This window comes from Brevibacillus sp. HD3.3A, assembly GCF_013284375.2.
GTDB classification, from domain to species: Bacteria; Bacillota; Bacilli; order Brevibacillales; family Brevibacillaceae; genus Brevibacillus; species Brevibacillus parabrevis.
In genome coordinates, this window is sequence record NZ_CP085874.1 from 3,643,705 (window position 1) to 3,659,940 (window position 16,236).

The 16,236-nt window shown below is 51.7% G+C and carries 14 protein-coding genes; all 14 read right to left on the reverse strand.

Translation table 11 applies throughout. The features are described from left to right. Positions 1-19: 19 nt before the first annotated feature. The 14 genes from HP435_RS16680 to tsf all read right to left on the reverse strand — a co-directional run bounded on the left by HP435_RS16680 (position 20) and on the right by tsf (position 16,170). Positions 20-319: a YlxQ family RNA-binding protein gene (locus HP435_RS16680; protein WP_122965227.1), complete on the reverse strand. Its 300-nt coding sequence runs from the start codon at positions 317-319 to the stop codon at positions 20-22. Beyond that, the gene (gene rnpM / locus HP435_RS16685) at positions 316-606 is read right to left on the reverse strand and encodes an RNase P modulator RnpM (protein ID WP_122965226.1); all 291 of its coding nucleotides are present in this window, start codon (positions 604-606) and stop codon (positions 316-318) included. Before rnpM ends, HP435_RS16680 begins: the two co-directional genes overlap by 4 nt. Positions 607-608: 2 nt before the next feature. Further along, positions 609-1,700 carry a transcription termination factor NusA gene (nusA, locus tag HP435_RS16690; protein WP_063227596.1) on the reverse strand — a complete coding sequence of 364 codons (1,092 nt, stop codon included), beginning with the start codon at positions 1,698-1,700 and terminating at the stop codon, positions 609-611. Positions 1,701-1,746: 46 nt separating this feature from the next. Continuing rightward, positions 1,747-2,205: a ribosome maturation factor RimP gene (rimP, locus tag HP435_RS16695; RefSeq protein WP_063227597.1), complete on the reverse strand. Its 459-nt coding sequence runs from the start codon at positions 2,203-2,205 to the stop codon at positions 1,747-1,749. 164 nt (positions 2,206-2,369) lie between these two features. After that, entirely contained in the window at positions 2,370-6,674 is a 4,305-nt protein-coding gene (locus tag HP435_RS16700) for a PolC-type DNA polymerase III (protein WP_173598872.1), read from the reverse strand. Between the two features lie 99 nt (positions 6,675-6,773). Continuing rightward, positions 6,774-8,522: a proline--tRNA ligase gene (locus HP435_RS16705; RefSeq protein WP_167470345.1), complete on the reverse strand. Its 1,749-nt coding sequence runs from the start codon at positions 8,520-8,522 to the stop codon at positions 6,774-6,776. A 43-nt stretch (positions 8,523-8,565) separates the two neighbouring features. Continuing rightward, positions 8,566-9,648, reverse strand: coding sequence for a flavodoxin-dependent (E)-4-hydroxy-3-methylbut-2-enyl-diphosphate synthase (gene ispG / locus HP435_RS16710; protein ID WP_122965223.1), 1,083 nt, complete (start codon positions 9,646-9,648; stop codon positions 8,566-8,568). Positions 9,649-9,698: 50 nt separating this feature from the next. Next, positions 9,699-10,970 (reverse strand): RIP metalloprotease RseP, encoded by a 1,272-nt coding sequence (rseP, locus tag HP435_RS16715; RefSeq protein ID WP_173598873.1) that lies wholly within the window; start codon positions 10,968-10,970, stop codon positions 9,699-9,701. 41 nt (positions 10,971-11,011) lie between these two features. After that, positions 11,012-12,160, reverse strand: a complete 1,149-nt coding sequence (locus HP435_RS16720) for a 1-deoxy-D-xylulose-5-phosphate reductoisomerase (RefSeq protein ID WP_173598905.1) — start codon at positions 12,158-12,160, stop codon at positions 11,012-11,014. A gap of 39 nt (positions 12,161-12,199) precedes the next feature. Then, positions 12,200-12,985: a phosphatidate cytidylyltransferase gene (locus HP435_RS16725; RefSeq protein WP_122965222.1), complete on the reverse strand. Its 786-nt coding sequence runs from the start codon at positions 12,983-12,985 to the stop codon at positions 12,200-12,202. Positions 12,986-13,002: 17 nt separating this feature from the next. Then, the gene (locus HP435_RS16730) at positions 13,003-13,773 is read right to left on the reverse strand and encodes an undecaprenyl pyrophosphate synthase (RefSeq protein ID WP_122965221.1); all 771 of its coding nucleotides are present in this window, start codon (positions 13,771-13,773) and stop codon (positions 13,003-13,005) included. A 68-nt stretch (positions 13,774-13,841) separates the two neighbouring features. Then, complete coding sequence (gene frr / locus HP435_RS16735) at positions 13,842-14,399, reverse strand: ribosome recycling factor (RefSeq protein ID WP_122965220.1); 558 nt, start codon at positions 14,397-14,399, stop codon at positions 13,842-13,844. Between the two features lie 3 nt (positions 14,400-14,402). Beyond that, on the reverse strand, positions 14,403-15,125 hold the full coding sequence (pyrH, locus tag HP435_RS16740; RefSeq protein WP_063227712.1) for a UMP kinase: 723 nt from the start codon (positions 15,123-15,125) through the stop codon (positions 14,403-14,405). A gap of 157 nt (positions 15,126-15,282) precedes the next feature. After that, positions 15,283-16,170 carry a translation elongation factor Ts gene (gene tsf, locus HP435_RS16745; protein WP_122965219.1) on the reverse strand — a complete coding sequence of 296 codons (888 nt, stop codon included), beginning with the start codon at positions 16,168-16,170 and terminating at the stop codon, positions 15,283-15,285. Positions 16,171-16,236: the final 66 nt, after the last annotated feature.

The following is a 16,236-nucleotide window of genomic DNA, read 5'->3' on the forward strand; positions in this document are numbered from 1 at the left end:
AAACTTCACCCTTTCTAAGTTAGGTGAGCAGACGCTGAATGCTTTCAGCCAACTTCCCATCGGTCACCGCCACGGTAACGCGCCCATCTTTTCCGATTGCGTGTCCCAATGAATGTCGGTCGCCTGTGGTTATACATGAGACCCCGTAATAGGAACATTTATCCTTGACTTTTTTGGCGGTATTGTCTGATGCATCTGATGCGAGCAAAACCAGACGAGCCTGGCCATTGCGGATAGACGTAATGACCAATTCCTCTCCTGTCACGATTTTTCTCGCGCGCATCGCAATTCCGAGCAGCTGAGCTGCCTTCGGGATCATCGTCCCATCATCTCCAGCCACTTCTCGCGAAAAGCGTCATACTTTTCTTCCGCGATGGACATGTTGAGGGCACGTTCCAGCACTTTTTTCCATTTTCCCGATGCGAACGCATCCGGCTTCAGACAGCTTTCCTGCCGACACACATAGGTACCGCGTCCTGCCGCCTTTCCCGTCAGATCGATGACGATCTCTTCAGCCGGCGTTCGGACCACACGGATCAATTCCTTTTTCGGAAACATTCCTTGGCAAACAATGCATTTACGCAAAGGGATCTTTTTTTGCTTCATGACTATTCGTTGTCGACTCCTTCATCGCCCTCTACTTCTTTCGGGTAGACGATGCCTTCTTGATCTGCCTGGGATTCGCTCTTGATGTCGATCTTCCAGCCAGTCAGCTTGGCAGCGAGACGAGCGTTTTGTCCACGTTTACCGATCGCAAGCGACAATTGGTAATCCGGCACGATGACACGGGTTACTTTTTCCGCGAGGTTGACTTCAACGTGAAGCACTTTCGCCGGGCTGAGCGCGTTGGCTACGTACTCGGCCGGATCTTCAGACCAGCGGACGATGTCGATTTTCTCGCCCTTCAGCTCGGTGACGATCGTCTGTACGCGCATGCCTTTTGGACCAACACATGCCCCTACAGGATCTACATCCGGGTTGATGGAATGAACAGCGATTTTGGAACGGTCGCCTGCTTCGCGAGCAACGGACTTGATTTCAACCACACCATCGTAAATCTCTGGCACTTCCAATTCAAAGAGGCGCTTCAAAAGTCCCGGATGAGTACGGGAAACGACGATTTGCGGACCCTTGGTGGTTTTTTCTACTTTAATGATGTATGCCTTCACGCGATCTTGCGACTTGAAATCTTCGGACGGCATTTTCTCGGTGATCGGCATAACAGCTTCCGCTTTGCCAAGATCGATGTAATAATTGCGGGCGTCCATGCGTTGGACAACCCCTGTAACGATATCGTCTTCGCGCTCGATAAACTCGCTGTAAATGAGGCCGCGCTCCGCTTCGCGAATGCGCTGTGTCACCACTTGCTTCGCGGTTTGTGCAGCAATTCGTCCGAAGTCACGAGGCGTAACCTCGATTTCCACGATATCTTCCAGTCTAAAATTCGGATCGATTTCTTGGGCAGCTTCCTGGGAAATCTCCAGGCGCGGGTCAAAAACTTCTTCCACCACTTCTTTGCGTGCATACACGCGAACCATACCTGAATGACGATTTACATCCACCCGTACATTTTGGGCCGAGTTGAAGTTACGTTTGTATCCAGAGATAAGAGCCGCTTCGATGGCCTCGATCAGCACGTCTTTGGTGATGCCTTTCTCTCTCTCAATGGCTTCTAGAGCCTCGATAAAATCGCCGTTCATGACTTTCGTTGCCTCCTCCTTTACTTACCCACCGGCCACCAGCAATCTAGAAAACGATTGCCATTCGTGCCGTGTCAATTTGCTCTTGGGAAATCACGTACGTTTTTTTCGCTTCTTTAACAGTCAGTTTGCCGTCCTCGTACGATATCAGTTCGCCCTCGAACTGGCTTGCTCCTTCTATCGGCTCTTTGGTTGTAATGTGCACATGCCTGCCGACAGCTTTGGTAAAATCCTTATCCTTGCGCAACGGACGCTCAGCACCCGGCGAAGATACTTCCAAAAAATATGCAGTCGGAATCGGATCTACTTCGTCAAGTTTTTGACTCAGCTTCTCGCTGACAAGGCTGCAGTCATCGATGTCGATGTTGCCAGTTTCATTGTCGATAAACACGCGCAGAAACCAGTTGCTGCCTTCCTTTTTGTACTCGATGTCAACCAGTTCCAAACCCAATTCGTCAACAATGGGCGTGACCAGTTCGGTGACGATGCCCGTTACCTTGCTCAAGCAAGTACCTCCTTTACGTTTGAACCATGAGGTGTAACCAGAAAGAAAGAGTGGGTTTCCCCACTCTCGATCTGCCATGCGTATAAAACCAGTATTTCCAAAAAAATTATAGCATAACAGCCCTTCGCTGACAACCTTTGGATACGCGGGCCCGCTAGGCCGGACTAGAACAGCGACAGCTGGTTCGATTCCGGCAGTCCTTTCAGAGCGCCTTGTTCCTCCAGATACTCCAAAATCGTCTTGGAGATGCGGGAACGGGACAGCAGGTCTTCCTTCGACAAAAACTCTCCTTGTTCTCTCGCCTCCACGATGCTGATCGCAGCGTTCGTGCCCAAGCCTGGCAAAGCGTTGAACGGAGCAATCAGCGAGTCGCCTTTGATCAGGAAGCGTGTCGCGTCCGATTCATACAGGTCGACGTTGGCAAACCGGAAGCCGCGCTCCACCATCTCCAGCGCCATCTCCAGCACGGTCAACAGCGCTTTCTCTTTCGGCTGCGCGTCGTGGCCCTTGCCTTCGATTTCGTCGATTTTTTGCCGGATGGCAGCGGAGCCTTTGACCATCAACGGGATATCGAAGTCATCTGCCCGCACAGTGAAGTAAGTCGCGTAAAATTCAAGCGGACGATGCACCTTGAAGTAGGCAATCCGCACAGCCATCATCACGTAAGCCGTGGCGTGGGCTTTCGGGAACATGTACTTGATGCGCTGGCAAGACTGGATGTACCAATCCGGTACGTTGTTTTTGCGCATTTCTTCCTGATCCTCTTCCGGCACGCCTTTCCCTTTCCGCACAGACTCCATGATTTTGAATGCGCGGGACGGTTCCAAACCTTTATAGATCAAATAAACCATGATGTCGTCACGACAACCGATAACTTCAGGCAGTTTGCATATGCCGTTGCGGATCAAATCCTGGGCGTTGTTCAACCATACATCCGTACCGTGAGACAACCCGGAAATCTGGACAAGCTCGGCGAATGTCGTCGGCTTCGTATCCTCAAGCATCTGGCGAACGAACTTGGTTCCAAACTCGGGGATGCCGAGCGTTCCCATATTCGTCCCAATCTGCTCCGGTGTCACACCCAATGCTTCTGTCGAGCTGAAAATGGACATCGTCTTCTTGTCGTCGAGCGGGATCGTTTTCGGGTCCATGCCTGTCAAGTCTTGCAGCATGCGAATGACGGTCGGGTCGTCGTGTCCGAGAATATCGAGTTTCAGCAAGTTGTCATGGATCGAGTGGAAGTCGAAATGGGTCGTGCGCCACTCGGATTCATTATCATCTGCCGGGAACTGGATCGGACAAAAATCTTCAATTTCCATGTAGTCAGGAACAACAATAATTCCGCCCGGGTGCTGCCCAGTCGTCCGTTTGACGCCCGTGCATCCGTTCACGATCCGGGATATCTCTGCATTGCGCAAAGTCATGCCCCGCTCATCAGCGTACTTTCTCACATAGCCGTACGCTGTCTTCTCCGCGACAGTACCAATCGTTCCTGCGCGATATACGTAGTCTGCGCCGAAAAGCTCTTGCGTGTATTTATGGGCTCGCGGCTGATAGTCACCCGAGAAGTTCAAGTCAATATCCGGGACTTTGTCTCCCTTGAAGCCAAGGAACGTTTCAAACGGAATATCCTGTCCGTCTTTTGCAAAGCTGGTTCCGCACTGCGGGCATTCTTTGTCAGGCAAGTCGAAACCGGAAGCGATGGAACCGTCCGTAATAAATTCGCTATGCTTGCAATTCGGGCAACGATAGTGCGGCGGCAGCGGATTTACCTCAGTAATTTCCGACATCGTCGCCACGAAGGAGGACCCGACCGATCCACGCGAGCCAACCAGGTAACCATCCTGAAGCGACTTGGTCACCAGACGCTGCGAAATCAAGTAAATAACCCCGAAGCCGTGCGTGATGATACTGTTCAGTTCCTTTTCCAGACGCTTTTCCACCAGCTCCGGCAATGGATCGCCGTAGAGCAGCTTCGCCTTGTTGTAGCACATTTCCCGCAGTTCATCATCTGCTCCCTCGATAATCGGGGTGTACAGCTTGTCTGGAATCGGGCTGACGTCCTCGATCATGTCGGCTATGGCATTGGTGTTCGTCACGACGATTTCTTTGGCCAGCTCTTCGCCAAGGTAGGAAAAGGACTCCAGCATTTCATCTGTCGTGTGCAAATACAAAGGCGGTTGATTCCCTGCTGTCGGATCGCCTTTTGACAACAGGAACACATCGCGGAAAATTTCATCCTGTGGATTGAGAAAATGAACGTCGCCTGTCGCAGCGACCAGCTTGCCCATCTCTTTTCCCATGTCCACGATCATTTTGTGATAGTTTTTCATCGTCTCCAGCGAAGGAATCTCTTCGTTGCGGAGCAGCGGCGAGTAATGAGCGATAGGCTGAATCTCCAGGAAATCGTAAAAAGCAGCGACTTCCTTCAATTCTTCGGGCGACTTCCCGCGCAAAATCGACTGCATCAGCTCTCCGTCTTTGCACGCCGTCCCGATCAGCAAGCCTTCGCGGTATTTGCTCAGCTGGCTGCGCTGGATGCGAGGCCAACGGAAGAACGTCTCCACGTGGGAGCGGCTGACGAGCTTGTACAAGTTTTTGAGACCTTCCTTGTTTTTCACCAAAATCGTGGCATGGAAAGGACGTCCGCTCTTGTAATCGGCTTCTTCGTTGCTTTTTTCGTTCAGCTCGGCGAGCGACTTGATCTGCGCTTCCTTGATATCTTTAAGCATTTGCTGGAAGACGTGTGCGAGTGCGACTGTATCGTCCAACGCCCGGTGAGCGTTGATCAGCTCGACATTAAACTTCTTGGCGAGTGAACCGAGACGGTAGTTGCGCATGCCTTTGTACATCATCCGCGCCAGGGGCAATGTGTCCAAAAACGGGTTGTTCCACGGCTCCATCCCGATGCGCTTGGCACACGCGTTAATAAACGCCTTGTCAAACTCGGCGTTATGCGCAACCAGCACGGCGTCGCCGGTAAAATCCTTGAACTTGCGAAGCACGACGTCGAGCGTGTCTTGACCGCGCAGCATCTCGTTCGTAATCCCCGTGATCTCCGTCGTCTTTGGCCCGATCTCCAGTTGCGGATCGATCAGCTCTGTCCATTGATCGACAATTTCCGACCCTTTCATTTTTACCGCAGCGATCTCGATAATCGTGTGCTCGGCAGCATTCAGACCCGTCGTCTCCGTATCGAACACGACGTATTCTGTCGTCTCGTCGATTGGCAAGTTGTTGTCTGCATTCAAGTTGTAGACGATGTCGATGCCATCTTCCACCACGTAGGCTTCCATGCCGAGAATGCACTTGATGTTGTTTTTCTTCGCGATCGAATACGCCTCCGGGAACGCCTGCACAACCCCGTGGTCGGTAATCGCGATCGCCTTATGACCCCATTTGGCCGCTGTGGAAACAAGCGACTTGACGGAAGCTACTGCGTCCAGCGCGCTCATCGGCGTGTGGCAATGCAGCTCCACCCGCTTTTCTTCCGCCTGATCGCGGCGAATGACTTGCTCGATCTGGTTCAAGTCATTGGCATTCATCACCAGCTCGCGGATAAAGGTGTCATGCTGAACGCTCCCGCGCACCTTGACCCACATGCCGTCTTTGAGTGCTTCCAGCATCTTGACGTCTTCTTTGTCACGCGAAAACATTTTGACCGTCAATGAATCCGTATAGTCAGACACGTTGAACGTCAGCAAGTGACGGCCGCTGCGCAGCTCTTTTACTTCCACGTTGAACACGGCACCCTGAATCACGATTCGGCGCTCTTCCTCCTGAATCTCGCAGATCGGGATCGGGGCGTCTTTGATCTCGTAGCCCATCATCAATGTCGTGATGGCTTCTGTTTTGTCGGAGCCTTTGTTTTCCTGGGCTGCCGCCGTCATGACGACTTCAACCAGCGCCCGCTCTTCTTCATTCCGCTGCTCGACAAAAGCCTGGTACGCTTCATCGCTCTCCTCACCATGAAATGAAAACCGCATGGAAGTATCCGTCGCTTTTTGGAAAGCGGCAAGCAATTCGTTGTCAGCGCGCTTTCGCTTGGCTACTTCGACTGTCATCTCGGTCGGCAAGTACACTTTTACTTCTTGCTGCTCCACCTGTTTTCTCGCGGTACGCAACGTTGCAGCCAAGGAATTGAGCGTCGGCTCCAGTCCCCCGACGAGCAAGTCCCAATACTGCTCCACGACAAAATCAAGCGCAGGCTTCTGCCTGTAGCAAAACCTGGCATCGACTTTCGCCAGATGGGAGAAGGACTGCGTCAATCGCTTCGTGAAAGCTGCATAAGCTTCGACGGGCAAAAGCTTGGGCAATGTAAAATGGAAAACCCACTCTTTGTTTTGTTTGTACAGCTCCAGCTTGTCGACCTGCCCGTCAAGAAAATAGCGGTTGACCCATTCTTCAGGTACTTCCATTTGCTTGAGTAACAGAGAGAAACGCTGTTTTTGCTCTTGTATACGGTCCACGGTATTCCACCCTCCCAAAAACAAGAAAAAGAGGTACTCCCATTGTGACTAGGGGAGTACCCCGTAAAATTCGACAAAATCTTCCTTCAATCCTGCAAGCTACTCGATGCCAAACAGGGCGGCTCCCGTATGATCCACGCGAGCAAGCATCGCTTTCACTTCGGATACGAGGTCTTCCAGCTTCACGTTTACGGTTTCTCCATTTTTGCGGACGCGTACTTCGATCGTGCCTTCCTGCGCCGCTTTGTCCGATACGGTAATGCGCAGCGGCAGTCCGATCAGGTCTGCATCCTTGAACTTCACGCCAGCACGCTCAGGGCGGTCATCGAACAATACTTCCACGCCTGCTTTTTGCAGGGCTTCCGTAACTTGTTCGCTGATTTGGCGCTGCTCCTCTACTTTAACATTGACCGGGATCACATGTACATGGAAAGGCGCGACAGCTACCGGCCAAATAATCCCATTCTCATCGTTGTTTTGCTCGATGACCGCTGCAATCGTCCGCGATACGCCGATACCGTAGCAGCCCATGATCATCGGCTGGCTGCGGCCGTTCTCATCCAGGAAGGTAGCGCCCATAGCCGTAGAGTATTTCGTTCCGAGCTTGAACACGTGTCCAACCTCTACGCCGCGCGCAAACTTGATCGCGCCACCCGTACGCGGGCATTCATCGCCTTCTGTGATGTTGCGCAAATCAGCATAGCGGGAAACGGCAAAATCGCGGCCTGGGACGACGTGCAACAGATGGTAGTCCGTCTCGTTGGCGCCGACGATGCCATCGTGCACGTCCTGCACGAAGTTGTCCGCAACGATTTCCACTTTTTCGGCATCGATACCGACAGGGCCGACAAATCCGGCAGGTACTCCCGTCACGGAAACGATGTCCGCTTCTGTTGCCAATCCAACGAAGGTTGCATCGTACATGTTTTTCAGCTTCACTTCATTCAGCTCATGATCGCCGCGAACGAGCACCATCACCAGCTTGTCGTCTACGCGGTAGATGAGGCTCTTGATGATTTGCTTCGCTTCGACTTGCAAAGCTTGTACGAGTTGATCAATCGTTTTGCTGCCTGGCGTGTGCACTTTTTCTTTTGCTGCCGCTTCTGCAGCTGGTTTTGTTGCTGGCTTGTACACGACTTCTGCTTTTTCCAGGTTGGCGGCAAAGTCGCCTTCTTCGGAATAAGCAATCGTATCTTCCCCGATGTCGCACAGTGCCATGAACTCATACGTGCCTTTTCCGCCGATCGCGCCTGCATCCGCTTCTACTGCACGGAAATTCAGGCCAACGCGGGTGAAAATGTTCGTATAGGCGTCGTACATCGCCTGGAAGTTGCGATCCAGTCCTTCTTGGGTCGTATCAAAGGAATACGCATCCTTCATGATAAACTCGCGGCAACGAATCAAACCGAAGCGCGGACGCACTTCATCGCGGAACTTCGTTTGAATTTGATACAGGTTGATCGGGAGTTTTTTGTAAGAGTTAATCTCGTCACGAACCAGACTGGTAATGACTTCTTCATGCGTCGGTCCGAGCGCAAAGGAGCGGTCGTGGCGGTCGCGCAGACGTACGAGTTCTGGCCCGTACACGTCCCAACGGCCTGTCTGATGCCACAGCTCAGCCGGCTGCATCGCTGGCATCAACAGCTCCTGGGCGCCTGCGTTGTTCATCTCTTCACGCACAATGGCCTGGATTTTATGCAGGGTCCGAAGCGCCAATGGCAGGTATGTATAAATACCGGAAGCCAGTTGGCGGGCCATACCGGCGCGGAGAAGCAGCTTATGGCTGGCAATCTCCGCATCCGCAGGCACTTCCCGCAAGGTAGGAATCAACATTTGACTTTGCTTCAACACGTGCGTGTCCTCCTTATGCCTCGTCAGCAATCAACAATGATCAGCCTACTTCAGTCGGCTTTTTCTCGTTGACCATTTCGTTAATTTCTTTCATCAACTCTTCGAACAATTCATCTTCTTTCACTTTGCGAACAATTCTACCATTGCGGAAAATCAGACCTTCACCGTTTCCGCCCGCAACGCCGACATCCGCTTCGCGCGCTTCCCCCGGCCCGTTTACAGCACATCCCATGACGGCTACTTTCAACGGCACTTTCAAAGTGGAAATCGCATCCTCGACCTTTGTAGCCAAGCCGATCAGATCGATCGCACAACGGCCGCAAGACGGGCAGGCAATCACGACAGGATCGTTGTTCACGATATCGAGGCTGCGCAAAATCTGCTTGGCAACCTTGATTTCTTCTACCGGATCAGCCGTCAAGGATACGCGGATCGTGTCGCCGATTCCCATCGACAGAACTGTACCGATGCCGACGGAAGACTTGACCGTGCCGGAGAACTGTGTTCCTGCTTCTGTCACCCCAACGTGCAGCGGATAGTTGCGTTTTTGCGCCATCAGCGAATACGTCTGGATCATCGTCGGCACATCGGACGACTTCAAGGAAATGACGATATTGTCGTAGTTCAGGTCTTCCAAAATTTCCACGTGGTCAAGCGCACTTTCAACAATCGCTTCTGGCGAAGGATATCCGTACTTCTCCAGCAGTCGTCTCTCGACCGAACCGGAGTTTACCCCGATGCGGATCGGAACGTTCCGCTCGCGGCAAGCCTCCACAACGCGCTTTGTTCTTTCAATGGACCCGATATTTCCCGGATTGATCCGGATTTTGTCGATGCCGCTTTCCAGCGCAGTCAACGCCAGCCTATAGTCAAAATGGATGTCGGCAACAAGCGGCAGCGGGGAACGCTCCTTGATTTTTTTGATGGCGAGCGCTGCGTCTTGATTGATGACGGCTAGGCGGACAATTTGGCAACCAGCATCGTGAAGTCTTTGAATCTCGGCCAGTGTTTTTTCTACATCACGCGTGTCTGCTGTCGTCATCGATTGAATTACTACGCTTTTTTGGCCACCGATTTGCACGCCTCCCACAAAAACCGGTTTCGTCTCCTCGCGCTTGTACATTTTGCACCATCCTTTAAATTTGTCTGTATTCTACTCATCATGATAGTACGTTATTGGAAGAACAACCGTTGCAGATCGTTCCAGGTTACAACAAGAATCAGCAACATCAAGAAAGCAAAGCCCAGAAAATGAACCATTCCTTCTTTATGCGGATCAACCGGACGTCCACGCAGCGCTTCTACCGCGAGGAAGGCGAGTCTTCCTCCGTCCAGTGCCGGAAGCGGCAACAGATTGAACAGTCCGAGGTTGATGGAGAGCACGGCTGCCCATTTCATCAAAATGGCCATGCCTTGCTGAGCAAACTCTCCGGTCATCTTGAAGATGCCTACTGGTCCGCTCAGGTCGTTAAGCCCGACTGAACCCGTAAAGAGCATCCCTAAACTTTTCAAAATCATCGCCGTGAACTCGTAAGTCGAGGACGCGCCGTACTTCAACACTTCTCCCGGGGCGTACGTCAACGGATTCGTCACCATGATTTTGCCCACGTTATTTTCGTCTTTTCCGACCTTGACCAAAACCGAGTTGCGCTGTCCATTGCGCTCGTACTCAAACTTCATTTCCTTGCCCGGCGATGTACTGATAATCTGGACGATTTCTTTCCAGGAAGCCACAGGCTGTCCCTGAATCGAAATAATTTTGTCTCCTTGCATCAAGCCAGCTTCAGCCGCTGGTCCATTTGCCCTGACTTCGCCCAGGTACGGGATGTCTTTCGGCACGCCGTACAGCAGACCGATAGCGATGAACAACAGAAACGCCAGCAAGAAGTTGGCAAAAGGCCCGGCGAAAATCGCCCAGAAGCGCTGCGAGATCGTCTTTCCTTTAAACTGTCTGTTCAATGGCGCGATCTGCACCTCTTGTCCATCCTTGACCAACTGCGCCTGCGGATGAATGGAAAACTGGCGCTCATCTCCTGCCACATCCACTACGATATGCAAATCGTTTTCCAAGTCAAAACGAACCACTGTCCCCGTGATCGCACGAGGGGAAGCAGTATTCGGTCCGTCCAGCAAAATATGGGTTACCTTTCCTAACGCATCCCGCTCCAAACTTACTTCCATGTGCGGTTTCAACATATCCATTTCGGGGTCTTCGCCCGCCATGCGGACCATACCTCCAATGGGGAGGAGGCGAAGCGTGTATTCCGTTTCTCCCCGCTTCACGCGAAAGATTTTCGGCCCCATTCCCAGTGCAAATTCGCGGCACAGAATCCCGGCTCTTTTAGCCAAGAGAAAGTGCCCCAGCTCATGCACGAAAACGAGCGCACCAAAAACGACGACAATCGCGAGAATTGATTCAACGGAATCCATGTTGGGAAAAGGCAAGTGAACAGCCACCTTTCGTTGGAGTGTCTAGATCCAGTCTCTTAAACGGACGCAAGCGCATGAGCGCGCGCCCACTGATCAGCCGCAAAAATCTCGTCCAGCTCGGGATTATGTACTCCCTCATGGGCCTCACACGTCTGTCTGACAACCTTTTCGATGTCGAGGAACGCAATGGCGCCTTTCAGGAAAAGGTCGACAGCGACTTCATTGGCTGCATTCAGGACAGCGGTATGCGTACCGCCCGCTCTCCCGCATTCATACGCCAATTGTAGCAGAGGATAGCGTTCAAAATCCATGGCAGCAAAATGAAGCGAGCCGATTTTGACCAGATCAAGAGGTTCTGTACTCAAATTTTGTCTGCCGGGATACCCCATGGCGTACTGGATTGGCACCTTCATGTCAGGTGTGCCCAACTGCGCCATAACGGCCCGGTCTTTGTATTCTACCATAGAGTGAACGATACTTTCATAATGCAGCACACAGTCAATGTGCTCGTACGGCATATCAAACAGCCAATGGGCCTCGATTACTTCGAAGCCTTTGTTCATCATGGTAGCCGAATCAATGGTGATTTTTGCGCCCATACTCCAGTTCGGGTGCGCCAGTGCTTGCTCTACCGTCACCTGTTGCAGTTCCTCGCGGCTCAAATGGCGGAACGAGCCTCCGGAAGCAGTCAAGATGATACGGGCTACATCTTCTGCTCTTTCTCCTTGCAGACATTGAAAGACAGCAGAGTGCTCGCTGTCGACAGGGATGATGGAAACCCCTTTTTCTTTCGCCCGCTTCATCACAACGGGACCTGCGCTCACCAGCGTTTCCTTATTTGCTAGTCCAATCGTCTTGCCCGCTTCGATAGCGGCAAGGGTAGGCGCCACGCCTACGCTGCCGACCACCGCTGTCATGACAAAGCTGGCGGCATCGTGGCAGGCAACCAGTTCAAGCCCCGCTGATCCGAAAACAATCTCGGGTTTATGTCCGCTTCCCAACTGTTCGCGAAGCTGGACAGCCGCTTGCTCGCTCCCCACCGAAACAAGCTCAGGCCGAAACTTTTCGACCTGCTTGGCAAACAGCTCCACATTCGTCCCTGCTGCCATTGCGACGACAGCAAAATCTTCCGGGTGCTGTTCAACCACTTCCAAGGTGCTTGTTCCAATCGAGCCAGTCGAACCCAAGAGCGCTATTTTTTTCACTGATTTCACCCTCTATATCTCTTCTATATGCACCAGGTTTCAGACGATACCTAGTAGATGCAAAACCGGAAAGACAAGCAGAAAACTGTCAAAGCGATCCAGCACGCCACCGTGTCCGGGAATGAGCTGTCCTGAATCTTTTACCTGAAAATGACGTTTGAATGCCGATTCTACCAGGTCGCCCATTTGTCCAATGATGCCGGCAACCAGGGCAATCGTTAGTGCCTTGTCAAATGCTATGCTGCCGAAGCAAGCATTGATGACGATCACGATCAGAACGGCCGCTGCCAGCCCGCCAAGCGCGCCCTCGACCGTTTTGTTCGGACTGATCTCGGGCCAGAGCTTTCGCTTTCCGATTGCTTTCCCGACAAAATAGGCCCCCGAATCTGTGGACCAGATCGCAGCAATCACAAGCGCAGTGAGCATCAATCCGTCTGGAAGATTGCGGGCTGCGGCCATGTATGTAAAACCGAAGCCTATGTATAACGCCCCCACCAGTGTAAGGGCGACGTGTTCAATGTGAAACTGATTTTTCCGCAGAACGGAGTAAATCAACAAAAGCAAAAGGACAGGCAGCATCAGATCCGGCATGCTGATGCGAAGCCAGTCAGAAAACGCGAGCGATGGCCACAGCAAACTGGCCATGAGCACGTATCCGAGTATCCCTGCCACATTGAATGGCTGAATGCCAGCCATCCGCATAAATTCAAAATGGCCTATGACGGCCAGTAATAACACCAAAAGTGAGTACCAGGCTCCACCTTGGTAGATAAAAAACAGAAATGCCGCTCCACCAATCAAGCCTGTTATGATTCGTTGCTTCAACTGATTCCACCTCTCGGCTATACCGCCCCGTAGCGACGAGCTCGGCCTTGGTATTCCACAATCGCTTGATAAAAGTGTTCACGGGTAAAATCAGGCCAGAGCACATCCGTAAACCACAATTCTGTGTAAGCCAATTGCCAAAGCATAAAATTACTCAAGCGAATTTCTCCACTGGTGCGGATCAAAAGATCAGGGTCTGGAATATCGCTTGTATACAGATAGCGGGAAATCGCCTCTTCATCCAGGTCTTGTGGATCGAGTTCGCCCGCTTTTACTTTCGAAGCCAATACGGAAACAGCTTTGACGATTTCGTCGCGGCCACCGTAATTCATGGCAAAGCACAATTGAAGCCCTTGATTGTTTTGCGTACGTGCTTCTGCTTCCAAGAGAGCATCTAGTGTATGCGACGGCAGCTCGTCTTTGCTGCCGAGCATGCGGATACGCACGTCCCGTTCGATCAATTCATCCAATTCTGTCGACAAAAATTCCTGCGGAAGCTTCATGAGAAAATCCACTTCGTCCCGCGGTCGCTTCCAGTTTTCAGTAGAAAAAGCGTACATGGTCATGTAGCGCACGCCGATCTCGTCAGCAGCTTTTACGACTTCCTTGACCGTTTTCATGCCTGCTCGATGCCCGGCGACCCGGGGTAAATTGCGCATTTTGGCCCAACGACCGTTGCCGTCCATAATCACCGCAACATGCTGCGGGATTTTCCCGGAACGATCCAACTCGGCTGGTACCGTTTGTTTTTCCTTGCGGCTCCATTTGCGCGCCAGATGTTCTAACATAAAGTGTTCCCCCGTAATGAGAGATATAGACGTGCATCCCCCTCAAATGAGGGGGATCGCCCTAAAATTTATACTTCCAAGATGTCTTTTTCTTTGTCTTTTACGATCTTGTCGACTTCAGCGATGAACTTATCTGTCGTTTTTTGGATCGTTTCTTGATGACGATGGGATTCATCCTCGGAAATGGTCGCAGCCTTTTCCAGCTTTTTGATGTCATCGTTCGCATCACGACGGATGTTACGGATGGCAACTTTCGCTTCTTCTCCGCCTTTTCCAGCCAGCTTCACCAATTCTTTGCGGCGTTCTTCTGTAAGCGGAGGAATGATCAGGCGAATGATTACCCCGTCGTTGGATGGAGAAATGCCCAAATCGGACTGTTGCAGCGCGCGGTCAATTTCTTTCAGCGCTGTTTTGTCCCAAGGCTGGATGGTCAGCATGCGCGGCTCCGGAACGCTGATGTTAGCCAATTGGCTGATTGGCGTTGGCGAACCGTAGTAGTCAACCATGACGCGGTCCAGCATCGCAGGGTTAGCACGGCCAGCGCGGAGGCTGGACAAGTCTTTTTTCAAAGCGAGGATCGCTTTGCTCATACGATCTTCCATGTCTTTTAGCACTGTTTGTGGCATCGTTTATTCCCCCTTCACTAGAGTACCGATTTTATCGCCCATTACTGCCCGACGAATATTACCTTCTTCGGAAATGTTAAATACGATGAGTGGGATGCTGTTATCCATGCACAAGCTCGATGCGGTCGAATCCATCACTCCCAATCCTTTGTTGAGGACCTCCAGGAATGTCAGCTTATCGTACTTCTCTGCATTTGGGTCCAGGCTTGGGTCAGCGGAGTAGACCCCATCGACCTTGTTTTTCGCCATCAAAATGACCTCTGCTTCGATTTCAGCAGCGCGCAGGGCAGCCGTTGTATCTGTAGAAAAGTAAGGATTACCCGTTCCCGCAGCGAAAATGACCACGCGCATTTTCTCCAGATGGCGAATGGCGCGTCGGCGTATGTATGGCTCGGCTACCTGTCTCATCTCAATCGAGGTTTGAACACGAGTCGGGACGTTCACTTTTTCCAACCCATCCTGCAAGGCGAGTGAGTTCATAATCGTGGCCAACATCCCCATATAGTCGGCAGTAGCCCGATCCATTCCTTTTGAGCTTCCGGAAAGTCCGCGCCAGATGTTACCTCCTCCGACGACTACGGCGACTTGTACTCCCAATTCTACGATTTCCTTGATCTGGTTCGCTACGGAGAGAATCACCTTCGGGTCGATTCCGTACCCGAGGTCTCCCGCCAGTGCTTCCCCACTCAACTTTAACACAACCCGTTTATAGGCAGGAAGTGGCATGTGAAACGGCCTCCATTCATGAATCATTCTCTGTGCGCCTCCTGCATTCCTTCTGCAAGCTGCGGCACACATTGCTTTTTACGTGCAGGAGAGTTTCACATGAAGTGAAACTCTCGCTTTGAAAATAGGGAACACGAAGGTGTTCCCTATACCTTTATTACTGCTTATTCACTTGAGCCATTACTTCAGCTGCGAAGTCTTCTTGTTTCTTCTCGATACCTTCGCCTACTTGGAAGCGAGCGAAGCCTTTCAAGGTAGCTCCTGCTTCTTTCAACAAAGCAGCTACTTTCTTGTCTGGATCTTTTACGAATGGTTGCTCAACCAGTACGTATTCTTCGAAGAATTTGGAGAGGCGGCCTTCCACCATTTTCTCAACGATGTTAGCAGGCTTGCCTTCAGCCAGCGCTTGGTTTTTCAGAACTTCGCGCTCGCGTTCGATCTCGTCTTGAGAAACTTCTTCGCGGTTAGCGAAACGTGGGTTGGACGCTGCTGCGTGCATGCCCAGGTCTTTAGCCAGCGCTTCGTCTTGTGTACCTTCCAAAGTTACCAGAACGCCGATTCGTCCACCCATGTGCAGGTAAGTACCGAATACGCCGCTATCGGATTTCTCGGACAGAGCGAAACGACGGAAGGAGATGTTTTCTCCGATAGTCGCGATTTTTTCGTTGATGACGTGAGCCAAAGACTCGCCAGCACCTTTGAACGGTTGCTCCAGAGCTGCTTCAACGGATGCAGGGCGTTGGGATACAACGTGTTCTGCAATGTCTTTCACGAGTGCTTGGAACTCAGGGTTTTTCGCTACGAAGTCTGTTTCGCAGTTTACTTCTACAACTGCTGCTACGTTACCAGCAACTGCTGTAGCTGTCAAACCTTCTGCTGCGATACGGCCGGATTTTTTCGCCGCTTTCGCGATACCGCGCTCACGGAGCAAGTCAATTGCTTTTTCCATGTCGCCTGCTGTTTCTTCCAGCGCGCGTTTGCAATCCATCATACCTGCGCCTGTACGCTCGCGCAGTTCTTTAACCGCTTGTGCACTAATTGCCATTGAGTGAAACCTCCTTGGAAAGTTACGATCCTAGTATAGGGGAAATGCAAGTCAACTGTTACAAAT